The organism is Acidaminococcus sp. AM05-11 (assembly GCF_003472805.1).
Lineage (GTDB): Bacteria > Bacillota > Negativicutes > Acidaminococcales > Acidaminococcaceae > Acidaminococcus > Acidaminococcus hominis.
In genome coordinates, this window is sequence record NZ_QRMX01000007.1 from 68,928 (window position 1) to 86,188 (window position 17,261).

12 protein-coding genes, 5 tRNA genes and 1 pseudogene are annotated in these 17,261 nt (G+C 53.6%); all 18 read right to left on the minus strand.

Annotated features, from left to right (window positions below; genetic code table 11):
• Positions 1-64 precede the first annotated feature (64 nt).
• Positions 65-1,334 (minus strand): annotated as a pseudogene (gene uraA / locus DW089_RS05750) (uracil permease).
• A 336-nt stretch (positions 1,335-1,670) separates the two neighbouring features.
• Positions 1,671-5,084 (minus strand): hypothetical protein, encoded by a 3,414-nt coding sequence (locus tag DW089_RS11455; protein ID WP_199614619.1) that lies wholly within the window; start codon positions 5,082-5,084, stop codon positions 1,671-1,673.
• Between the two features lie 280 nt (positions 5,085-5,364).
• The gene (locus tag DW089_RS05760; RefSeq protein WP_231086586.1) at positions 5,365-6,396 is read right to left on the minus strand and encodes a mechanosensitive ion channel family protein; all 1,032 of its coding nucleotides are present in this window, start codon (positions 6,394-6,396) and stop codon (positions 5,365-5,367) included.
• A 141-nt stretch (positions 6,397-6,537) separates the two neighbouring features.
• Positions 6,538-7,644 carry an MBL fold metallo-hydrolase gene (locus DW089_RS05765; protein ID WP_105327338.1) on the minus strand — a complete coding sequence of 369 codons (1,107 nt, stop codon included), beginning with the start codon at positions 7,642-7,644 and terminating at the stop codon, positions 6,538-6,540.
• 136 nt (positions 7,645-7,780) lie between these two features.
• The gene (locus DW089_RS05770) at positions 7,781-8,614 is read right to left on the minus strand and encodes a pyridoxamine kinase (RefSeq protein ID WP_105327337.1); all 834 of its coding nucleotides are present in this window, start codon (positions 8,612-8,614) and stop codon (positions 7,781-7,783) included.
• A gap of 223 nt (positions 8,615-8,837) precedes the next feature.
• Positions 8,838-8,926, minus strand: a tRNA-Leu gene (locus tag DW089_RS05775).
• A 13-nt stretch (positions 8,927-8,939) separates the two neighbouring features.
• Positions 8,940-9,013: transfer RNA gene (locus tag DW089_RS05780), tRNA-Cys, on the minus strand.
• 8 nt (positions 9,014-9,021) lie between these two features.
• Positions 9,022-9,096 (minus strand) — tRNA-Gly (locus DW089_RS05785).
• 7 nt (positions 9,097-9,103) lie between these two features.
• Positions 9,104-9,179 (minus strand) — tRNA-Phe (locus DW089_RS05790).
• A 4-nt stretch (positions 9,180-9,183) separates the two neighbouring features.
• Positions 9,184-9,260, minus strand: a tRNA-Asp gene (locus tag DW089_RS05795).
• Between the two features lie 112 nt (positions 9,261-9,372).
• Entirely contained in the window at positions 9,373-10,056 is a 684-nt protein-coding gene (locus tag DW089_RS05800) for a hypothetical protein (protein ID WP_105327336.1), read from the minus strand.
• Positions 10,046-10,753, minus strand: coding sequence for an FAD-dependent thymidylate synthase (gene thyX / locus DW089_RS05805; RefSeq protein WP_105327335.1), 708 nt, complete (start codon positions 10,751-10,753; stop codon positions 10,046-10,048). The genes DW089_RS05800 and thyX overlap by 11 nt, the downstream gene beginning before the upstream one ends.
• Position 10,754: 1 nt before the next feature.
• Complete coding sequence (locus DW089_RS05810; protein WP_233547568.1) at positions 10,755-11,207, minus strand: Mini-ribonuclease 3; 453 nt, start codon at positions 11,205-11,207, stop codon at positions 10,755-10,757.
• A gap of 20 nt (positions 11,208-11,227) precedes the next feature.
• On the minus strand, positions 11,228-12,676 hold the full coding sequence (gene cysS / locus DW089_RS05815) for a cysteine--tRNA ligase (RefSeq protein ID WP_118286922.1): 1,449 nt from the start codon (positions 12,674-12,676) through the stop codon (positions 11,228-11,230).
• Positions 12,677-12,690: 14 nt separating this feature from the next.
• Entirely contained in the window at positions 12,691-14,178 is a 1,488-nt protein-coding gene (gene gltX / locus DW089_RS05820) for a glutamate--tRNA ligase (protein ID WP_118286923.1), read from the minus strand.
• 28 nt (positions 14,179-14,206) lie between these two features.
• Entirely contained in the window at positions 14,207-15,388 is a 1,182-nt protein-coding gene (gene ispD, locus DW089_RS11725; RefSeq protein WP_118286924.1) for a 2-C-methyl-D-erythritol 4-phosphate cytidylyltransferase, read from the minus strand.
• Positions 15,389-15,400: 12 nt separating this feature from the next.
• A complete protein-coding gene (locus tag DW089_RS05830) occupies positions 15,401-16,510 on the minus strand; it encodes a PIN/TRAM domain-containing protein (RefSeq protein WP_118286925.1) in 1,110 nt (369 codons plus the stop codon).
• Between the two features lie 138 nt (positions 16,511-16,648).
• Positions 16,649-17,128, minus strand: coding sequence for a CarD family transcriptional regulator (locus DW089_RS05835; protein ID WP_105327329.1), 480 nt, complete (start codon positions 17,126-17,128; stop codon positions 16,649-16,651).
• Between the last annotated feature and the right edge of the window lie 133 nt (positions 17,129-17,261).

Sequence of the window (17,261 nt, forward strand, 5' to 3'; positions counted from 1 at the left end):
CTCCTTCTCATTGTTCTAGTTTTAACAATATATCATACTTCCAACAATCTTTCAATTCTCTTGCTTACGCTTCACGGCTCCAGCCCAGTTTCTCAAAAACCAGGAAGCACAGGCTGGCAATAATAGCCACCACCGTAGCAAGCCCCATGCCCTTGAGCTGCACAGGACCAACGTGAACGGCAGCGCCGCTCAGGCCGGAAACCATGGTTACAGCAGTCAGAATCAGGTTCTTGGATTTGGTGAAGTCCACCTTCCGTTCCACCATCATACGCAGGCCGGAGGCTGCAATAAAGCCAAACAACAGGATGCAGACGCCGCCCATAACCGGAGTAGGAATGCCGTGGATGACAGCGGCAATCTTACCAATGAAGGAAAACAGGATGGCGAAGATGGCTGCGCCGCCGATAACCCAGGTGCTGTACACGCCGGTAATGGCCATAACCCCCATGTTTTCCCCGTAGGTAGTGTTGGGGGGTGGAACCCAGGAGCCCGGACAGCACGTTGGAAATACCATCGGCAATCAGGGAGCGGTGCAGGCCCGGATCCTTAATCAGGTCACGGCCTACAATGTCGCTGGTGACGAACAGGTGTCCCAGATGTTCTGCCAGTACCACAAACAGGGCGGGCAGAATCATCAAAATGGCGTTCAGGTTAAAGTGGGGCTGGTAGAAGGTGGGGAAAGAGAACCAGGCAGCGGAAGCCACTGCGGAGAAGTTCACCACACCCATCACGTAGCTGAGCACATAGCCGGCCACTACGCCAATCAAAATAGGGATAATACCGATAAAGCCCCGGCCCAAAATGGTAGCCAGCACCGTTACCACCAGGGTGAACATGGAAATAGTAATGGCCTGGGCGTTGGTCATTCCCTGCACCGGGTCGCCAAAACCGCTCATGCTCATGGCCAGCGGCGCCAGTTCCAGACCGATGATGGCTACAATGGAGCCCATGGCAGCCGGCGGGAACAGCACGTCAATCCAGTCCGTACCGATTTTCCGAACCAAAAGGCCGATCAGGATAAAGCACAAACCAAAGGCAATGAACCCGCCCTGGGCATCTCCGTAGCTCATGCCCGCAGTGGAACACACCGCCAGCACCGGGGAAATAAACGCAAAGCTGGACCCCAGGTACGCCGGCAGGCGCCATTTGCAGATAGTCAGGTACAGCAGGGTTCCTACCCCGTTCATAAACAGGGCCGTGGACGGATCCACGTGCAGCAGGAAGGGCACCAAAACCGTAGAGCCAAACATGGCAAACAAATGCTGCAGGCTCAGGGGGATGGTTTCAAGGATAGGTAGTTTTTCCTCTACATGGATGATACGTCGTTCTTCCATTAATTTCTCTCCTTTGTTTTGTTCAGTTCATAACATACTAGACATATATTACCATAAAAAAGCATACTATGGGAGACATTTTTTCGTAAACGTTCGTGTTTTTCTTTCTGCCCGCTGTTTTCTTTCCCACATTCCCCCTTTTACATACAGAGCCGGTGTACAGGAGAGATTCGCCCTAAAGGACTTCTCCTGCTCACCGGCTGTATAGTTCCAGTTCCTGCTCAGCCTGACCGCCGCCTACTCCCCTGCGGGGGCCCTGCCTTGCAGAAACGAGCAACTGCATTTGCTTGCAGTTCCCGCTCCGTATGCAATTGTCCGGAGCTGGCGAAAAGTTCGTCAGATGTGGAAGTTCAGCCGGGTATTAAAGGTAAAGCCCTTCTGTCTTCCGGCCCAGCCCGTAACCCGTACTGTCAGGTCATAAGGCTCCTTCCGGGTGGCTTCCTTGCTCCACCCCAGTTCCAACAGGCCGCTAGAACCTTTCCGGCTGGGGCTCTCGGTCCGCAGAGGCCGGGCCGCCTCGTAGGTGGCGCCGCCTGCCGCATTCCATTCGTATTCCCAGCCTGCGCCCACGTACAGTTTTTGGTGGGGCGCAATACCATAGCCGTAGCGTACGCCCAGTCGGGAGGCCACGGAATTCAGGGCATCAAAGTTGTAGGACGCGTCGCCATTGACGGTGTGCAGGGTTACCGAATCCCCGGCCGTATGGGTCCAGAATAGCTTGCCGTATACATCCAGGTTGGAGTCATGGGGCAGGGTATAAATCTTGCCCAGGCCCCCGTGCATGGCCAGGTAGGCCGAACCGGAGCTGTAGGCACCCCGGCTGCCGTTCACCATACCGGAATAGCTGCCCTTCACGTAGCCTCCGTGCAGGCTGCCTTCGTAGTAGAACCCATTGGTATTATCCCGGCGCAGGAGAACCCCGCCGCCGTAATAGCTGTGGTCCCCGTCGCCCCGGCTGCCGCTGTCCATAAAGGTGGTATAGTTGTCCCGGCCATATTCCCCAAAGAGCATCACCGTGTCAATATACGTTTCTTCCTGGAGCCGGCGCACCAGGCCCAGGTTCCCGTTCATCCCATGGGTTTTCACCTGGGAGCCGGTGTCGTAGCGGAGGGCTTCCCCGCCCACCACAATGTACGGAGTGAACTTGGCCTGGGCTTCTGCATTGATCATAAAGTCCTTCTGGTCTTCGGGAGCTTCCTTGACTCCCACACCGCCCGGGGTGTAGGGACCGCTCTGGTAGGCAGAGGCCATGGAGGCTGCCAACGCCCCATCCAGCCCTGCGGTAGCAGCAAACTGGGCGCTGGTTTTCACCAGGTCCAGGCCGCCCATATGGGCATCCACCAACGTCTTGGTTCCGTCCGCCAGCTGTGCCGCCGGATCCGGTTTGGGTTCAGGCTTCGGCTCTGGTTCCGGTTCGGGTTCGGGCTCAGGTTCTGGCTCGGGTTCCGGTTCAGGCTCCGGTTCCGGCTTAGGCGGCAGTTTGGTAATGGTGGCAATAATCTTTTTATCCCCATCCTTCTTCACTTCCACCCCAGCCTGGGCAAAACCCGCATCAGTAAGAACGCCATAGGAGGTATCACCATCCGTAGTAACACCCTTCTCGTTAACCAGCAGGTTAATCTTATCCCCTACGTTCAGAATGGTGGCGTCGCTGGCGCCGGCCTTGATGGTGTCCCCTGTAAGGTCCGTAGCCTCTCCGCCGCTAATGGTCAGCATGGTATCGCCGTTCACCGCTTCCTTGGGAATGTAGAAGTTCAGGTTTTGGAAAGCGGTGATTTCTTTTACGTTGTTATTTAAGGTGTAGACGTTGAGGGTGTTGTTCGTACCGTTCACGCCATTGACGATATACGTACCGCTGTCGTATTCCTGGCTTACGAGGCCGCCGCTGAGGTGAAGGCCTGAGGCGGAAACCGTCCCTAGCAGATTGATGGTATTATCCTTGGCTTCCGTACGGCCGACGCCGGCCACGATATCGATGTCATCGCCATCAGAAGTGCCTGCGGCAAAGGTAACGCCGTCTTCGATGTTCACTGTATTACCATCGGCTACGGTGCCTTGGCCGCCGTAAAAGACGGTGCCGACGCCCAGGTTGGCGCCTTTTTGCAGGTTAATAGTATTTTCATTAGCTTCTTTATTCAAGGGGCCATAATAATAGGCGTAGACAGAGTCAGAAGAGCCACAGACGAGAACGCCTGCGTCCAAGGTGCCGGATATGTTCACCGTATTTTTATCACCTATATTATCTCCTCCATAATTCCAGGCTCCCACAACCAGAGCGCCCTCACCTACATAGCCTTCGATAGTCACGGTATTTTCGTTGACCGTTGCTCTGGCTCCATCCGTGCTGCCAGCTGCCAGGATAGTGCCATAGCCTACACTCCCTGTTTTGCCTACAGTAAGGCTATTGCCGCTAACGACGCTGCCAGGGTCTTCTGCCGAGCCGGCAGTGGTATTGGTCTGTGCTCCCAGCGTGCCATCGATTTTCACGGTATTTCCTTTGGCTTCCGTAGCCCCGCGGCCGCTAATCACTGTGGAGGCCACGTTAGATACTGTGGCTCCCTGGTCGATAAGTAGATGGTTATTGTTAGCTGTTCCGGAAGAAAAGCCGCCATTTAATTGTTTAAAATTGGTCAGTGTGCCGCTGGTCAAATGGACGGTGTTGCCATTGGCTTCGCCATACATGTCGTTTTTGCCGCTGACAATGCCCAAATTGGGTTCATTCAGTGTCACATCCGTCAGCGTAATGGTATTCCCGTCAGCCTTACTGCCTTCGGCGTTGCCATGATTGGAGCTATAGACCCAACCGCCAATGATTTCACCGCTTAGGGTACTGTTTTTGATGGTTGTCTGATTCTGGCTGGCGCTGGTGCCGCCTTGAATATAAGCTGTGTGGACATTGTCAATAGTGCTGTCTTCTATTTGGACCGTATTTCCATCCGCCGTGTAGCCTTCATAGCCACCATAGATATACCTGAAATTGCTATTATGCACAATCACGGTATTCGCATCCGAGCGGGAGCCGTAGTCTATCTTGCCGTCGTTTGCCGATCTGCCCCCAAAGATATCTCCGCCTGTGGAGTCCCAGACTTCTACGGTATTATGGGAAACGACGCTGGTATTGCTGTTGGACTTGCCGCCGTAAAGGCTAAATTCTAAGGCAGAGCCGGCTTTTTTGACACCGTTCATATGGAGCACATTATATGTGGCATTGCCAGTTTGACTGTAGCCACCATAGGCTTTATCAAATTGCGCGGCATCGCTTATATTGAGTTGATTATTCGTAACCGTGCCGTTATTGCTCATGGCCGCAGCAAGTTCAGAAGCACTGCCGCCCGTCACGGTAACGGTATTGCTGGGCGTCGTGCCGCCTTCTGTGTAGGTACCGATGGTGCCAGCATCCGAGTACATCCCGGCAACATATGCCAGCTGCTGCGAGGTCCCGGTGCTGGTAATGGATACGTCCTTACCGATTACCGGTTCTGCTTCTGTATCCATATAAAAGCCGAACAAAGCCGTCTTCCCAGGGTTCGCGGGCGTAAAGGAACCAATATTGATAGTCAGTTTGTTATCCGTCTGTGCAGGGGCATATACACTATACCCCTCACTCCCCATCACCTGAACCTTTGAAGTTGTCGCTAAATCCCCCACACTGGTAATGGTCGTTTCCGCCTGCACTTTCCCCGGTCCCCACAGGAAGGAGCCAAGGATGGTGAGCAGTACGGCCATATGTAGTTGTTTTCTGCTTCTCATTCTTCCCACCCCCTTGGAAAGCCTAAGACCGCATTGACCTTTTTGATTGCCCCATATCATCACATTTACAAAAATATCAATTACAGAATATATTTTTCTGCCATTTTATTACTTTTATTATACCACAATCCCTCTTTCTTGTATTCTGAATTATTACAATGTTTACGTTTACTTTTTACGATACATACTTTCTGTTTTATATTGTATTTAAAATTGTCTTCTGCCTTTTCCGCAGCAACAAAAAAAAAACACGGTTAGTCCCGCATCCTTTCTGCTTCCGCTAGTCCTTCCGGACCAGCAGGTGAATATTCTCTTTTTTGAACACCGTATAGATTTTCTTGATGAATTCGTGCTTGATGACGGCTTCGTCCACGATGTTGCGGATTCGCAGCACCACGTTAAAGGTAATGCCGTAGTCCCCCATATTGGTGTAGCGCACCAAGGGCTGAAAGCCTTTGACACCGCTTTCGCTGCCGGCCAGAATTTCCCGGGCCACGGCCAAGGACACGTCCTCCACCTTTTGCAGGTCGTTGTCGTAGGTGATGGTCAGGGGAATGAAAATGGTGCATTCCGCCAGGGGCTGCTCGTAGTTGGTCAGGGTGGCCGAGGCGATGCTCTTATTGGGGACAATCACCGTATTGCCGGTGCTGGTACGGATGGTGGTGTTGCGCCAGTTCATGTCCGTGACCCGGCCGGATTCCCCGCTGGCCAGGCGGATATAGTCCCCCATGTGGACCTGCTTGGACAGCAGGGTAGTAATCCCGGAAAACAGGTTAGCCAGGGTATCCTGGAGGGCCAGGGCGGAAGCCAAGCTCCCGGCGCCCAGTGCAGTCAGCAGCGGCGAAATGGAAATGCCGTAGGAGCCCAGGATAAAGATGATTCCCACCATGTACACGCCCAAGTCCACAATGGTGGTAAGAATGGACGTAGAGGCCGATTCGTTGCCGCTTTTGGACAGCTTGCTCTTGAGATACGAGGACAGCAGATGGGCAAAGAAAAAGGTGACTGTGATAATCACCAGGCTGTGGTAATGCCGCTCCAGCATGCTCTTTACAAAGGGCGGCAGGTTCAGGATGCCCTTGGTCAGCTGAATGCCCGTAAGAATCCCCAAAAGGGTGGGCATGAACCGGAAGGTGGTCCGCCAGCTTTCCCGCTTGACCCGGGTAAACCGGGTCAGCACCTCAATGAGCCCCCGGAACACCCAGTGGAGGATAAAAATCCCGATGGCAATAAAAATAAAAAAGGCAATCAGATGCACATGGGGGCCGCCATGCTTCAGCTCCCGGGAAAACATATTGATGTAATAGTCCACGCTTTGTCCGCTCCCCTGCAGCCGTATTGGGCTGCTCACAGGGCCCCTGGGGCCCCGTGTTTCGATATGATAACGTTCTTTATCATAGAGCGGCCGGTAACAAAAAGCAAGAGGAGAATAGAAAAGTTCAAAATTACCGCATCACTTCATATTTTCCCACCAGCGGGTGAATTTCTGTCCCGTGTCCCCTACCCGGACCAGCTCCCCAATTTCCGGGGTGGCCAGGTAATAGGGCTTTCCTTTGGCAGCTGCGGTAATCCGCTTGTAGGGTTCGTCCCAGCTATGCATGGACAGGGGGTATTTGCCGTTGTGGCAGGGCAGCACTTCCCGGGCGCCCAGGTCCACCCCGGCCTGAGCCGTTTCTTCCGGCATCATGTGCACGGAGGCCCAGTTCTCGTTGTACTGGCCGTCTTCCAAAATGGCCAGGTCAAAGCCCCCGAACTGCTGCCCAATCCGCTTGAAGCGGCCGTCGTAGCCCCCATCCCCGCTGTAGAAGACCTTCTTCCCAGGGGTGATAAAGGCAAAGCCCGCAAACAGGGTCTGGTTTTTGTGGAGCAGCCGGCCGGAGAAATGCCGGGCAGGCAGCACCCAAACGGTGAGCCCCTCATCAATTTTCACCGGGGTGTTCCAGTCTTCCTCGGAAATCTTGGCAAGGGGATACCCCCACTTTTCGTAGTAGCCCCCGTTGCCCAGGCCGGTAACCACATGCTTTACCTTGGGCTCAATAGCCCGGACAAAATCGTAGTCCAGGTGGTCCCAATGGTCGTGGGACAGCACCATCACGTCAATGCCGTCCGGAATATCCTCCGGCCCGTACACATTGCTGCCGTCAAAGGCTTTGTCCACAAAGGGCACCGGAGAAGCATAGGTGGCGGCAATGGGGTCAATGAGGATTTTTTTACCCCCCAGCTGCATATAGAAGGAGGAGTGCCCCAGCCAGACCACCACATCTTCCTTAGGGTCCAGTGCCTTCAAATCCGTCTTCTGGGTGACCATGGGCCCTGGGGGTATGGTCTTACCCGGGGTGGGGAACAAAAACTCCTTCCAGAAGGACCAGGAGGGCGTCACCGGGGTATGGGGCGTCTCCGGCACAAATTGGCCGTTCACATAATGGGGCGAAGCTTCTATCCGGGCCTTCCGCTCCGGGGTCATCAGGGGATCCATTTGGGGCTGGTTCACAAACCAGTAGCCAAAGACGCCCACTGCAGCCACCAGGGCTGCCGTACATTTCAGCAAAGTCTTTACCATACAGTCTGCTCCTCACATTTTGACATAGTAGTGTTTTTGGCCCCTCTCCAAGGGCCTGGAACTTTCCACATAACAAAAATTCCACGGGACCGCAAAGGTTTCCCGTGGAAAATACAGATGCATTTGGAGTTTTGCTTTAGAGTTTCAGCAGCAGGGGCAGCTTGTCTTCCAGCTGGACACCTTCCCGGGGATCCTTGCCAGAATCCAGGGTGCTTTGGATGACCACTTCCAGGAAGTCAGCGGCAATCTTGGCGCTTTCTTCCAGGGACTTGCCCTTCAGGATGCAGCCGGTAACCACGCTGGTGAATACGTCCCCGGTGCCGCAGGTGCCAAAGGGAATCCGTTTCACCACATAGGAGTGGTACCCCACTTCCCCGGCGCTTTGGCTGACCACCTGGATTTCGTCCGGCTTGCCCGGCACGGAGGTGATAATCACCTGTTTGGGTCCCAGATCCAGCAGTTTCTGGCACAGGTCCTGGATTTCCCGTTCCGTTGGCGTCCGGTCCAGCCAGGTGGTGCCGGTCAGCAGACAGGCTTCCGTATAGTTGGGGGTAATCAAGGTAGCTTCTGCCACCAGCTTGCGCATTTCTTCCACCATGGTCTGGTCAAAGACCACGTACAGCTTGCCGTCATCAGCCATGGCAGGGTCCACCACTACCAGCTGGCCGTCCTTGGCAAAGCGGCGGATGGCGTCCCGGACCAGAGCGGTCTGGGCGGCATTGGCCAAGAACCCGCTGTAGATGGCGTCAAAATGCAGGTTCAGCTTTTCCCATTGGTCCATCATAGGGTTCATGTGACTGGTCAGATCCGTATTATAGAACTCCCCATAGGTCAGGTTGTTGCTATAGAGGGCCGTGGGGAACGGGTTCACCTGGCTGCCCAGGGCAGAAATCACAGGCATGGCAGCAGTCAAAGAACAGCGGCCAAAGGAACACAGATCATGGATGGCAAGTACACGTTTTATGGTCATGGATATCAATCTCCTCTAAGCTTGGAATGATTCCATTGTACAATGACCGGGCCGGAAATAAAATGCACAGTTTCCAGGGAAAATTACCAGAAATTGTCACGTAAAACAAAGTTGCTGCCTACTCTAAGAAAACATTGTCCAAAAACACGCATTTTCCAAAATTGTACCTATAACAAAAAACAGGCTCCCACCTTGGAAGTCTGTTTCAGTGTTTATATAATAATGGTGCCGGGGACCGGAATCGAACCGGTACGGAGATCACTCTCCGAGGGATTTTAAGTCCCTTGCGTCTGCCAGTTCCGCCACCTCGGCGAAAATACAAAATTGGAGGCGACACCCAGAATCGAACTGGGGATAAAGGTTTTGCAGACCTCTGCCTTACCGCTTGGCTATGTCGCCTTAAAAAATGGAGCGGAAAACGAGATTCGAACTCGCGACCCCCACCTTGGCAAGGTGGTGCTCTACCACTGAGCTACTTCCGCTTAAAAATGGTGCCTCAGCGCAGAATCGAACTGCGGACACAGGGATTTTCAGTCCCTTGCTCTACCAACTGAGCTACCGAGGCATGTTGGCGACCCAGGACGGACTCGAACCGACGATCTCCGCCGTGACAGGGCGGCATTCTAACCAACTGAACTACTGGGCCGTTGCAGCTTTGCATTTGTTATCGTGCGTTGCCGACTTTGTTAGTATACGGTATTTTGCCAAATCTGTCAAGCATTCTTCCAAACTTTTTTTATTTTTTTTTGGAATTTTTTTCAGAGGGTATGATCGGCCTCTGTCACCCACTGCAAGGTTGGCTCCAGATGGGCCTCCAGAGCCTCCTGGAGCTCTTTCAGGCTATAGCTGTCAAACTCCGAGGTGGCGTGGAATACCCCGCCAATCTTCACTTCTCCAAAAAATTGGTTGCGCAGCCGATTGTACATGATGATCAGCTGGTCCTTGCGGTCAAAGTCCGTATAGTCAATCAGGATAATGGAACCGTTGATATGGTCAATGGCCTTGTCCGGACGGATATACAGTTCAAAGGAGCCGATTTGCTTCGGCAGCTGTTTGCCGTATTCCCACTCCGGCAGGTGTTTGGCCTCCACCATCTCCCCCAGGTTGACGCTGGTAGGGTCCTCCATGCTTTGCAGCACCGAGGGCAGGTACTTTTTCACTTTTTGGGCAAAGATATCCCGTTCCTTGTAGATGAACCGGATATCCCGATAGGTATTCATGCCCATGGTGCGTACCAGGATGTAATCAAAGGTTTCCGTGGTATAGGTAATATCCAGGGTAGCCCGGAGCTCAGGGGCCTCATAACGGCAAATATACAACACCTGGCCGTCAATATAGTCCGTGAGCTTCTTGGTAAAGGCACCAATCTGGTCCGGTAGGTCCAGAATCAGGTCCCACTGCCGCACTTCTTCCTGGATTTCGGTAATGGCTTTATACCCCATGCTGCTGTTCCTTGGCGTCTTCGGCCAGAAGTTTTTCCAGGCGGCCGCAGCTCATTTTGCCTTCATGGCAAACCCGCTGGGTCACGCAGGTAGGACCGGCCACAGCAAAGAGCAGGGGTGCCGCCTGACGTGCTTCAGCCAGCATAAGATTGGCCAGTGCCCGGATTTCCCACTGGGCCCGGTTGCAGCAGCGAAGCTCAAAGAAATGCAGCAGGCTGCGGGCATTCATGGTGACCACAATCTTGGTTTCCGTGGCGTTGGGCAGAATGTACCGGGCGTCTTCTGCAGGAATGCCGGCTTCCGTCCATTCGTTGTACAAATCCTGAATCCGTTGGCACAGGTCATCAAATTGTTTTTTATATTCCGGTTTTGCCGCCAGGGAAGGAGGCAAAATGGTTTCAAAATCATGTTCCTTCACATAGCGCTGGGACTGCTGGGAATAGGAAGCCAGGCGGTGGCGCACCAATTGGTGGGTCAGTACCCGGGATACCCCTTCGATGGCAAAGGTAAAGCTTACGTGCTCAAAGGTAGAAGTATGCCCCATTTCCCGCAGCCGCTTAATCAGTCCCGCCACCTGCTTGTCGGTCATGGTTTCTTCCAGTTCCTGGGCCCCAATGGGCGAATAGCACAAATGGGCGCTCATGGCAACGGTCCGATCCGGTTCCGGCGTATAGCGGATTAATTTACAGCTGATCATTTTATTTTCCTTTCTTTGCTTTTCTTTCGTCCAGCATGGCTTCCTGAATCAAAAGAAAAGAACGGTGCATGATGTCATCCAGCCGTTCCTTCTGCTGGGTCAGATACAGATATCCCAAAAGGGCCTCAAAAGCGGTACCCTGCCGGTATTCCCGGACACTGGCGCTTTTGGGCACGGTGGATTTGGTATTTCTCCCCCGCCGGGCAATCTGTTCTTCCTCGTCCGAAAGATCCCCCTCCAGAGCATCCATGGCTTTGGCCTGCATCACAGCCGATACCATGCGGGAAGCCAGTTCGTGGAGCACCTGCACATGGGACGAAGCCGGCGTCAGCCGCAGCCGCACGTACAGGGAGAACACAGCGTCCCCGATGTAGGCCAGGACCACCGGGTGCAATAATTTAGGGTCCTGAACCGCCAACTCCTCCGAGCAGACGGTCAGGACATGATCTTTCATTTTCTGGTATTGTTCAAATTTCACTTTCTCTTCCACCGCACGCCTTGGGGCGTATCTTCCAAAATGATTCCCTGGGCTGCCAGTTCGTCACGGATGGCATCGGCTTTGGCGAAATCCCGGGCTTTCCGGGCAGCTTGTCTTTCCTCAATCTTGGCAGCAATGGCAGCTTCTTCGTTAGTGACGGCGCCGCCTTCCTGCCCTGCTGCCGGTACATCTTCCAGAATCCCAATGATATCGGCCATTTCTCTCCAGACCTTGTGAATCTGGTCCACCAATTTGCCGTCCGGCTTCTTGGTGCCGGCCAGGATGGCGTTGTGGTAGACGTTGATTTCCTTGGCCAGGGCAAACTGGTAGCTGATGGCCAGGGAAGTATTGAAGTCGTCGTTCATGGCGTCCATAAAGCCCTGGCGGATTTCTGCCACCTTTTGGCCCAGGGCCAGGCTCTCGGCGTCAGGACCAGCGTTAATCTGGGCTTCGATTTCCTTCAGGTTGTTTTGGGCCGTGCGCAGCCGTTCCAGGCTCCGTTTGGCTTCTTCCAGCCGTTCATCGCTGAAGTCCAGTGGACTGCGGTAATGGGTATTCAGGATGAAGTAACGGACCACTTCCGGTTCGTATTCCTTCAGAATATCCAGCACGGTCATAAAGTTGCCCAGGGACTTGGACATTTTTTCGGAGTTGATGGTAATAAAGCCGTTATGGACCCAGTAGCGGACAAAAGGATGGACGCCGGTGGCCCCTTCGGATTGGGCGATTTCGTTTTCATGGTGCGGGAAAATCAGGTCGCTGCCGCCCCCATGGAAGTCCAGGGTGTTGCCCAGGTACTTGGTGCTCATGGTAGAGCATTCAATGTGCCAGCCCGGCCGGCCTTTGCCCCAGGGGCTGTCCCAGGAGGGTTCGCCGGGTTTGGCGGCTTTCCACAGGGCAAAGTCCATGGGATTTTCTTTCCGTTCGTCCACGTCCACCCGGGCGCCGGCCAGCATATCTTCCAGATTCCGGCCGCTGAGTTCGCCGTAGTGTTCGAACTTTTCTACCCGGTAGTACACGTCCCCGTCCACCACATAGCCGTAGCCGTTGGCAATCAGGGCTTCCACCGTCTTGATGATGTCAGGAATGTGTTCGGAAACCCGGGGGTAAATGTGGGCCCGTTTCACATGGAGCTTGTCCATGACTTCAAAATAGGCTTTGATGTACCGGTTGCAGATGGTATCCCAGGTAACCCCTTCCTTGTTGGCTTCCCGGATAATCTTATCGTCAATATCCGTGAAGTTCTGCACATGGGTCACATCGTAGCCCTCATGCTCCAGGAAGCGGCGAATCACGTCCCACACCACAAAGGGGCGGGCGTTGCCAATATGGGGATGGTTGTAGGGAGTTACGCCGCAGACGTAAATCTTTACCTTGCCCGGTTCCAGAGGAACGAATTCCTCCTTTTTCCGGGTCATATCATTATAAACACGCAGAGTGCTCATAGTTTCTCCTTTCGTTACAGGCTGATGCCGGCTTTTTTCAGGCTGGCCTGGATGCGCTTGGTCACCCGTTCAGCGCCCAAAAGCGGAATCATTTCGGCTAGTTCCGGACCATGCTGGTTGCCGGTCAGGGCTACCCGCACAGGCATGAACACGAATTTGCCGCCCAGCTTGGTTTCTTTCTGTACCGCTTTGAACATGGCCTTTACGCTGGCGTGGTCCAGGGTTTCTGCAGCCTGGAGTTTGGCCAGGAAGGAAGCGATAACCGTAGGAACGGTTTCGGCCTTCAGGGCATCTACTGCATGAACGCCCTTTTCTTCGTCCACTTCAAAGTCAAATTCATCGTTGAAGTACATTTCTACGCAGCCAGGAATCTGGGCACCGTATTCAGCCTGGTCCTTGGCAGTGAGGATGACCTTATTCAACCATTCAGCCTTGTCACCGGTTTCTTCCCCGGTCATATAGCCAGCCTGGATCATGAAAGGTTTGGCAAAGGCAATGTATTCTTCATCGGTCATCTGGCGCATATAGTGGGCGTTCAGCCAGTTCAGCTTTTCAATATCGAACACAGCCGGATTCTTGGCAACATGGGCCATATCGAATTGGGCAATCAGTTCTTCCCGGCTGAAGATTTCCTGTTCGGAATTGGGAGCCCAGCCCAACAGGGCCAGGAAGTTCACAATGGCATCGGGCAGGTAGCCCAGCTGTCTGTATTGGTCCACGGAAGTAGCCCCATGGCGCTTGGACATTTTCTTCTTGTCCTTGCCCAAAATCAGGGAAATGTGGCCAAACTTGGGTTTTTCAAAGCCCAGGGCATCGTACAGCAGCAGCTGCCGCGGGGTATTAGACAGATGTTCCTCAGCCCGGATAACCATATTGACTTTCATCAGGGCATCATCGATGACCACCGCATAGTTGTAGGTGGGAATCCCATCTTCCTTGACGATGATAAAGTCGCCAATGCCGTCGGATTCGAAATGCACGTCGCCGCGCACCATATCATGGACCACAATGTCCTGGCCTTCCGGTACCCGGAACCGCACGGTGGGTTTCCGGCCTTCGGCTTCGTACTGGGCCCGCTGTTCCGGAGTCAGGTTCCGGCATTTGCCCATATAGCGGGGCATTTTGCCTTGGGCTTTCAGTTCTTCCCGTTCTGCTTCCAGTTCTTCCGGGGTACAGTAACAATAGTAGGCTTTGCCTTCCGCCAGCAGTTTATCGGTGTATTTCTTGTAGATGTCCAGCCGTTCCATTTGGCGGTACGGACCGTTGGGGCCGCCTACATCTACGCCCTCATCCCAGTCAATGCCCAGCCATTTCAGGGCGTTTTTGATATTTTCTTCCCATTCCGGTTTGGAACGGTCCTGGTCGGTGTCTTCAATTCTCAGCAGCATGGTGCCGTGGTTTTTCCGGGCTACCAACCAGTTGAACAGGGCAGAACGAGCGCCCCCAATATGGAACGGCCCGGTAGGGCTTGGTGCAAAGCGAACTTTCAAATTGTTATCCATGAATTCTTCCTCCCAAGTATGTAATAGATTATTGAATCAAACTGACCACGGCTTCGGCAGCGATACCTTCCCCTCTGCCGGTAAAACCGAGTTTTTCAGTTGTGGTTGCCTTGACGTTCACGTCTTCTGGAGCTAACCCCAGGTCAGCTGCCACGTTGGCCAGCATGGCCGGCTCGTAGGAAGCCAGCTTGGGCTTTTGGGCAATGATGGTGATGTCGGCGTTGCTGATCTGCCAGCCCCTCTCCTTCACCCGGGCCACCACGTCCGCCAGCAATTTGCGGCTGTCGGCGCCCAAAAACGCAGGATCCTGGTCCGGGTACAGCCGGCCAATGTCTCCCAGGCCCGCTGCCCCCAAAAGAGCATCCATCAGGGCATGGAGTGCCACATCCGCATCGGAATGGCCGTCCAGCCCCAGTTCATAGGGAATGGTTACCCCGCACAAAATCAATTTCCGTCCGGGCACCAGCCGGTGCACGTCGTACCCGGAACCCACGTGAAACTTCATGTTCTCAGCACCCTTTCCCTGCACCAGCCCCTCCGCCCAGGCAAGGTCGGAAGGCGTGGTGATTTTTTGGTTGTTGTAGGAGCCCAGCACCAGCGTCACCGGGTGTCCCAGGGCTTCTGCCAGGGACGCATCGTCCGTCACCGCCACCGGATGGGTTTTGGCGTAGGCGTAGCATTCCTTCAGCAGGGGCAGGGAAAAAATCTGGGGTGTCTGCACGGCCCACAGCTTGCTGCGGTCCAGGGTTTTCTCCACCTGTCCCCCAGCCTCCTGCTTGATGGTGTCCTTGCAGGGCACCGCCGCAATGGCCGCCCCGCTTTCCCTGGCAGCTTCCCACACCCGGCTAAACAGCTGGGCGTCCGCAAAGGGCCGTGCCCCATCGTGGACGGCCACCCAGGCTGGAGCATCAGGCAGCTGGTCCACGGCGTGGGAAACGGAATCCTGCCGCTCCTTGCCGCCAGTTACCACAGTGTAGGACAGGCCGGGGTACTGAGCCGCCGCATAGTGATCCAGCAGCTCCTTTGCCTGGGCTTCCTCCCCTGCGGCCACCGTGACCAGGACCTGGGCCACCCCAGGCACCTGGCTCAGCTGGTGCAGGTTGCGGACCAAGATGGGAATCCCGGCCAAATGGGCATAATTTTTATTATACCCCAATCCCAGCCGTTTGCCCATCCCCGCCGCAGCCACGATGATATAGAGTTGGTTCATATGCACCCGTCCTTATTTCAGTTTGGCAAAGACCATCCGGCCTGCAGAGGTTTGCAGCACGGAGGTAACAATCACCGGCAGGGTGGAGTTCACGGCTTTCCGGCCGCCTTCCACCACCACCATGGTGCCGTCTTCCAGGTACCCGATGGCCTGGCCGGGTTCCTTCCCGTCCTTGGCCAGATACAGCTGGATTTCTTCCCCCGGCAGCAGGGTCTGCTTCAGGGCATTGGCCAGGTCGTTGATGTTCAGGACTTTGACCCCCTGAATCTCTGCTACCTTGGCCAGGTTGAAATCATTGGTGGCCACAATGCCGTTTTTCTCCCGGGCCAGCCGGACCAGCTTGGTGTCCACCTCGGTGATATCATCATAATCCCGATCGCTGATTTCCACTTCCACCGCTTTGTTGGCTTGAATTTCCCGGACGATATCCAATCCTCTCCGGCCCCGGTTCCGCTTGAGCGTATCCCCGGAATCCGCAATTTTCTGCAGCTCCTCCAGGACGAACTTGGGAATGACCACCACGCCCTCCAGGAAGCCCAGACGGATTACCTCCAAAATTCTGCCGTCAATCAAAACGCTGGTATCAAGAAATTTATAAGTGCGGGAAACGTTCCGGTTATTGGCTTTCTTGGCGTTGTCCTTGTTCCGGGAAAACCACAGCCGGTTAAAAAATGAAATGATATCTGCGCGTTTGTTAAGCGCCACTTTGGCCCCTACCAGTGCACCCAGTATGCTGAAAATCAGGGAAATGTACGGCCCCACAATGGGCAGCCGGGAAAACGACGTTCCCAAAAGTGCGGCAACCACCAGGCCCAAAATCACGCCGATGGACAGCACAAAAATATCGCTGGTGGGCAAATCTCCCAAATACGTAGCCATGGCTTCCGAAAAATGCAGGATATTCCGGTTGATGGTAGGAGCGGCCAGCTTGCCAATATAGGCAAAAATCAGGACACCTGCCACACCCATGACCAGATCCAGGACGGTGACGCCCAAAAATCCCACTTTCAGGACTTCAACGCCAATATAATCCACCAAGATGCTGGAAACAAATTCCGACAGCAATACACCGATGACGGCAAAAACCAAAATGATGAGACATTTTGTAATTTTTTCAATCATTATTCTCACCTCCTTTATTTGACTTTATCCTTTTATTGTACTATAAGCCCCACTGAAAGAAAACAGAAAAAGGGAGATTGTCAAAGAAAAACCTTTTCTCAAACAATCTCCCTTTTTAAATTTGTAACGTTTTGCACATTATATAAATTGTTCCAGCCAGGCTTCGCTCTTTTGCTCATCTACGGATTCTACCAGCATCACTTCGCTGAGCAGAATCTGTTTGGCGGTGGTGAGCAGGCGCCGCTCCCCGGTGGACAATTTCTTGTCATTTTCCTGGACGGACAGGGTCCGGACCACATCGGCCACCTGGAAAATATCCCCGGTTTTCATTTTGTCTACATATAAATTGTAGCGGCGATTCCAGGTAATCTTCTTCATGACATTTTCCGGACGGGCTTTCAGCACATCTTCCACTTCCGGCATAACCTGTTTGTTCACTATAGGCCGCAAGCCAATTTTGTTAACATTCACTTCTGGGATCATGACTTTCATATCACTAAGCAACATATCTAAAATAAAATAATTCACGGGCCGACCATTGACTTGGCGCTTTTCTACATCTTTAATCACGGCTGCACCATGCATGGGGTACAGTACTTTGTCTCCTACAGTAAACATCGAGCCTGCCTCCTTACCTACAGGATTAAAAAAAAATAAAACTTCAGCTCTTATAGTTTACCACAAAACCCCAGTTTAAGTCAAATTTTAGATTATAGCACTATAGCAATACATATGTCAACACGTTATTCCA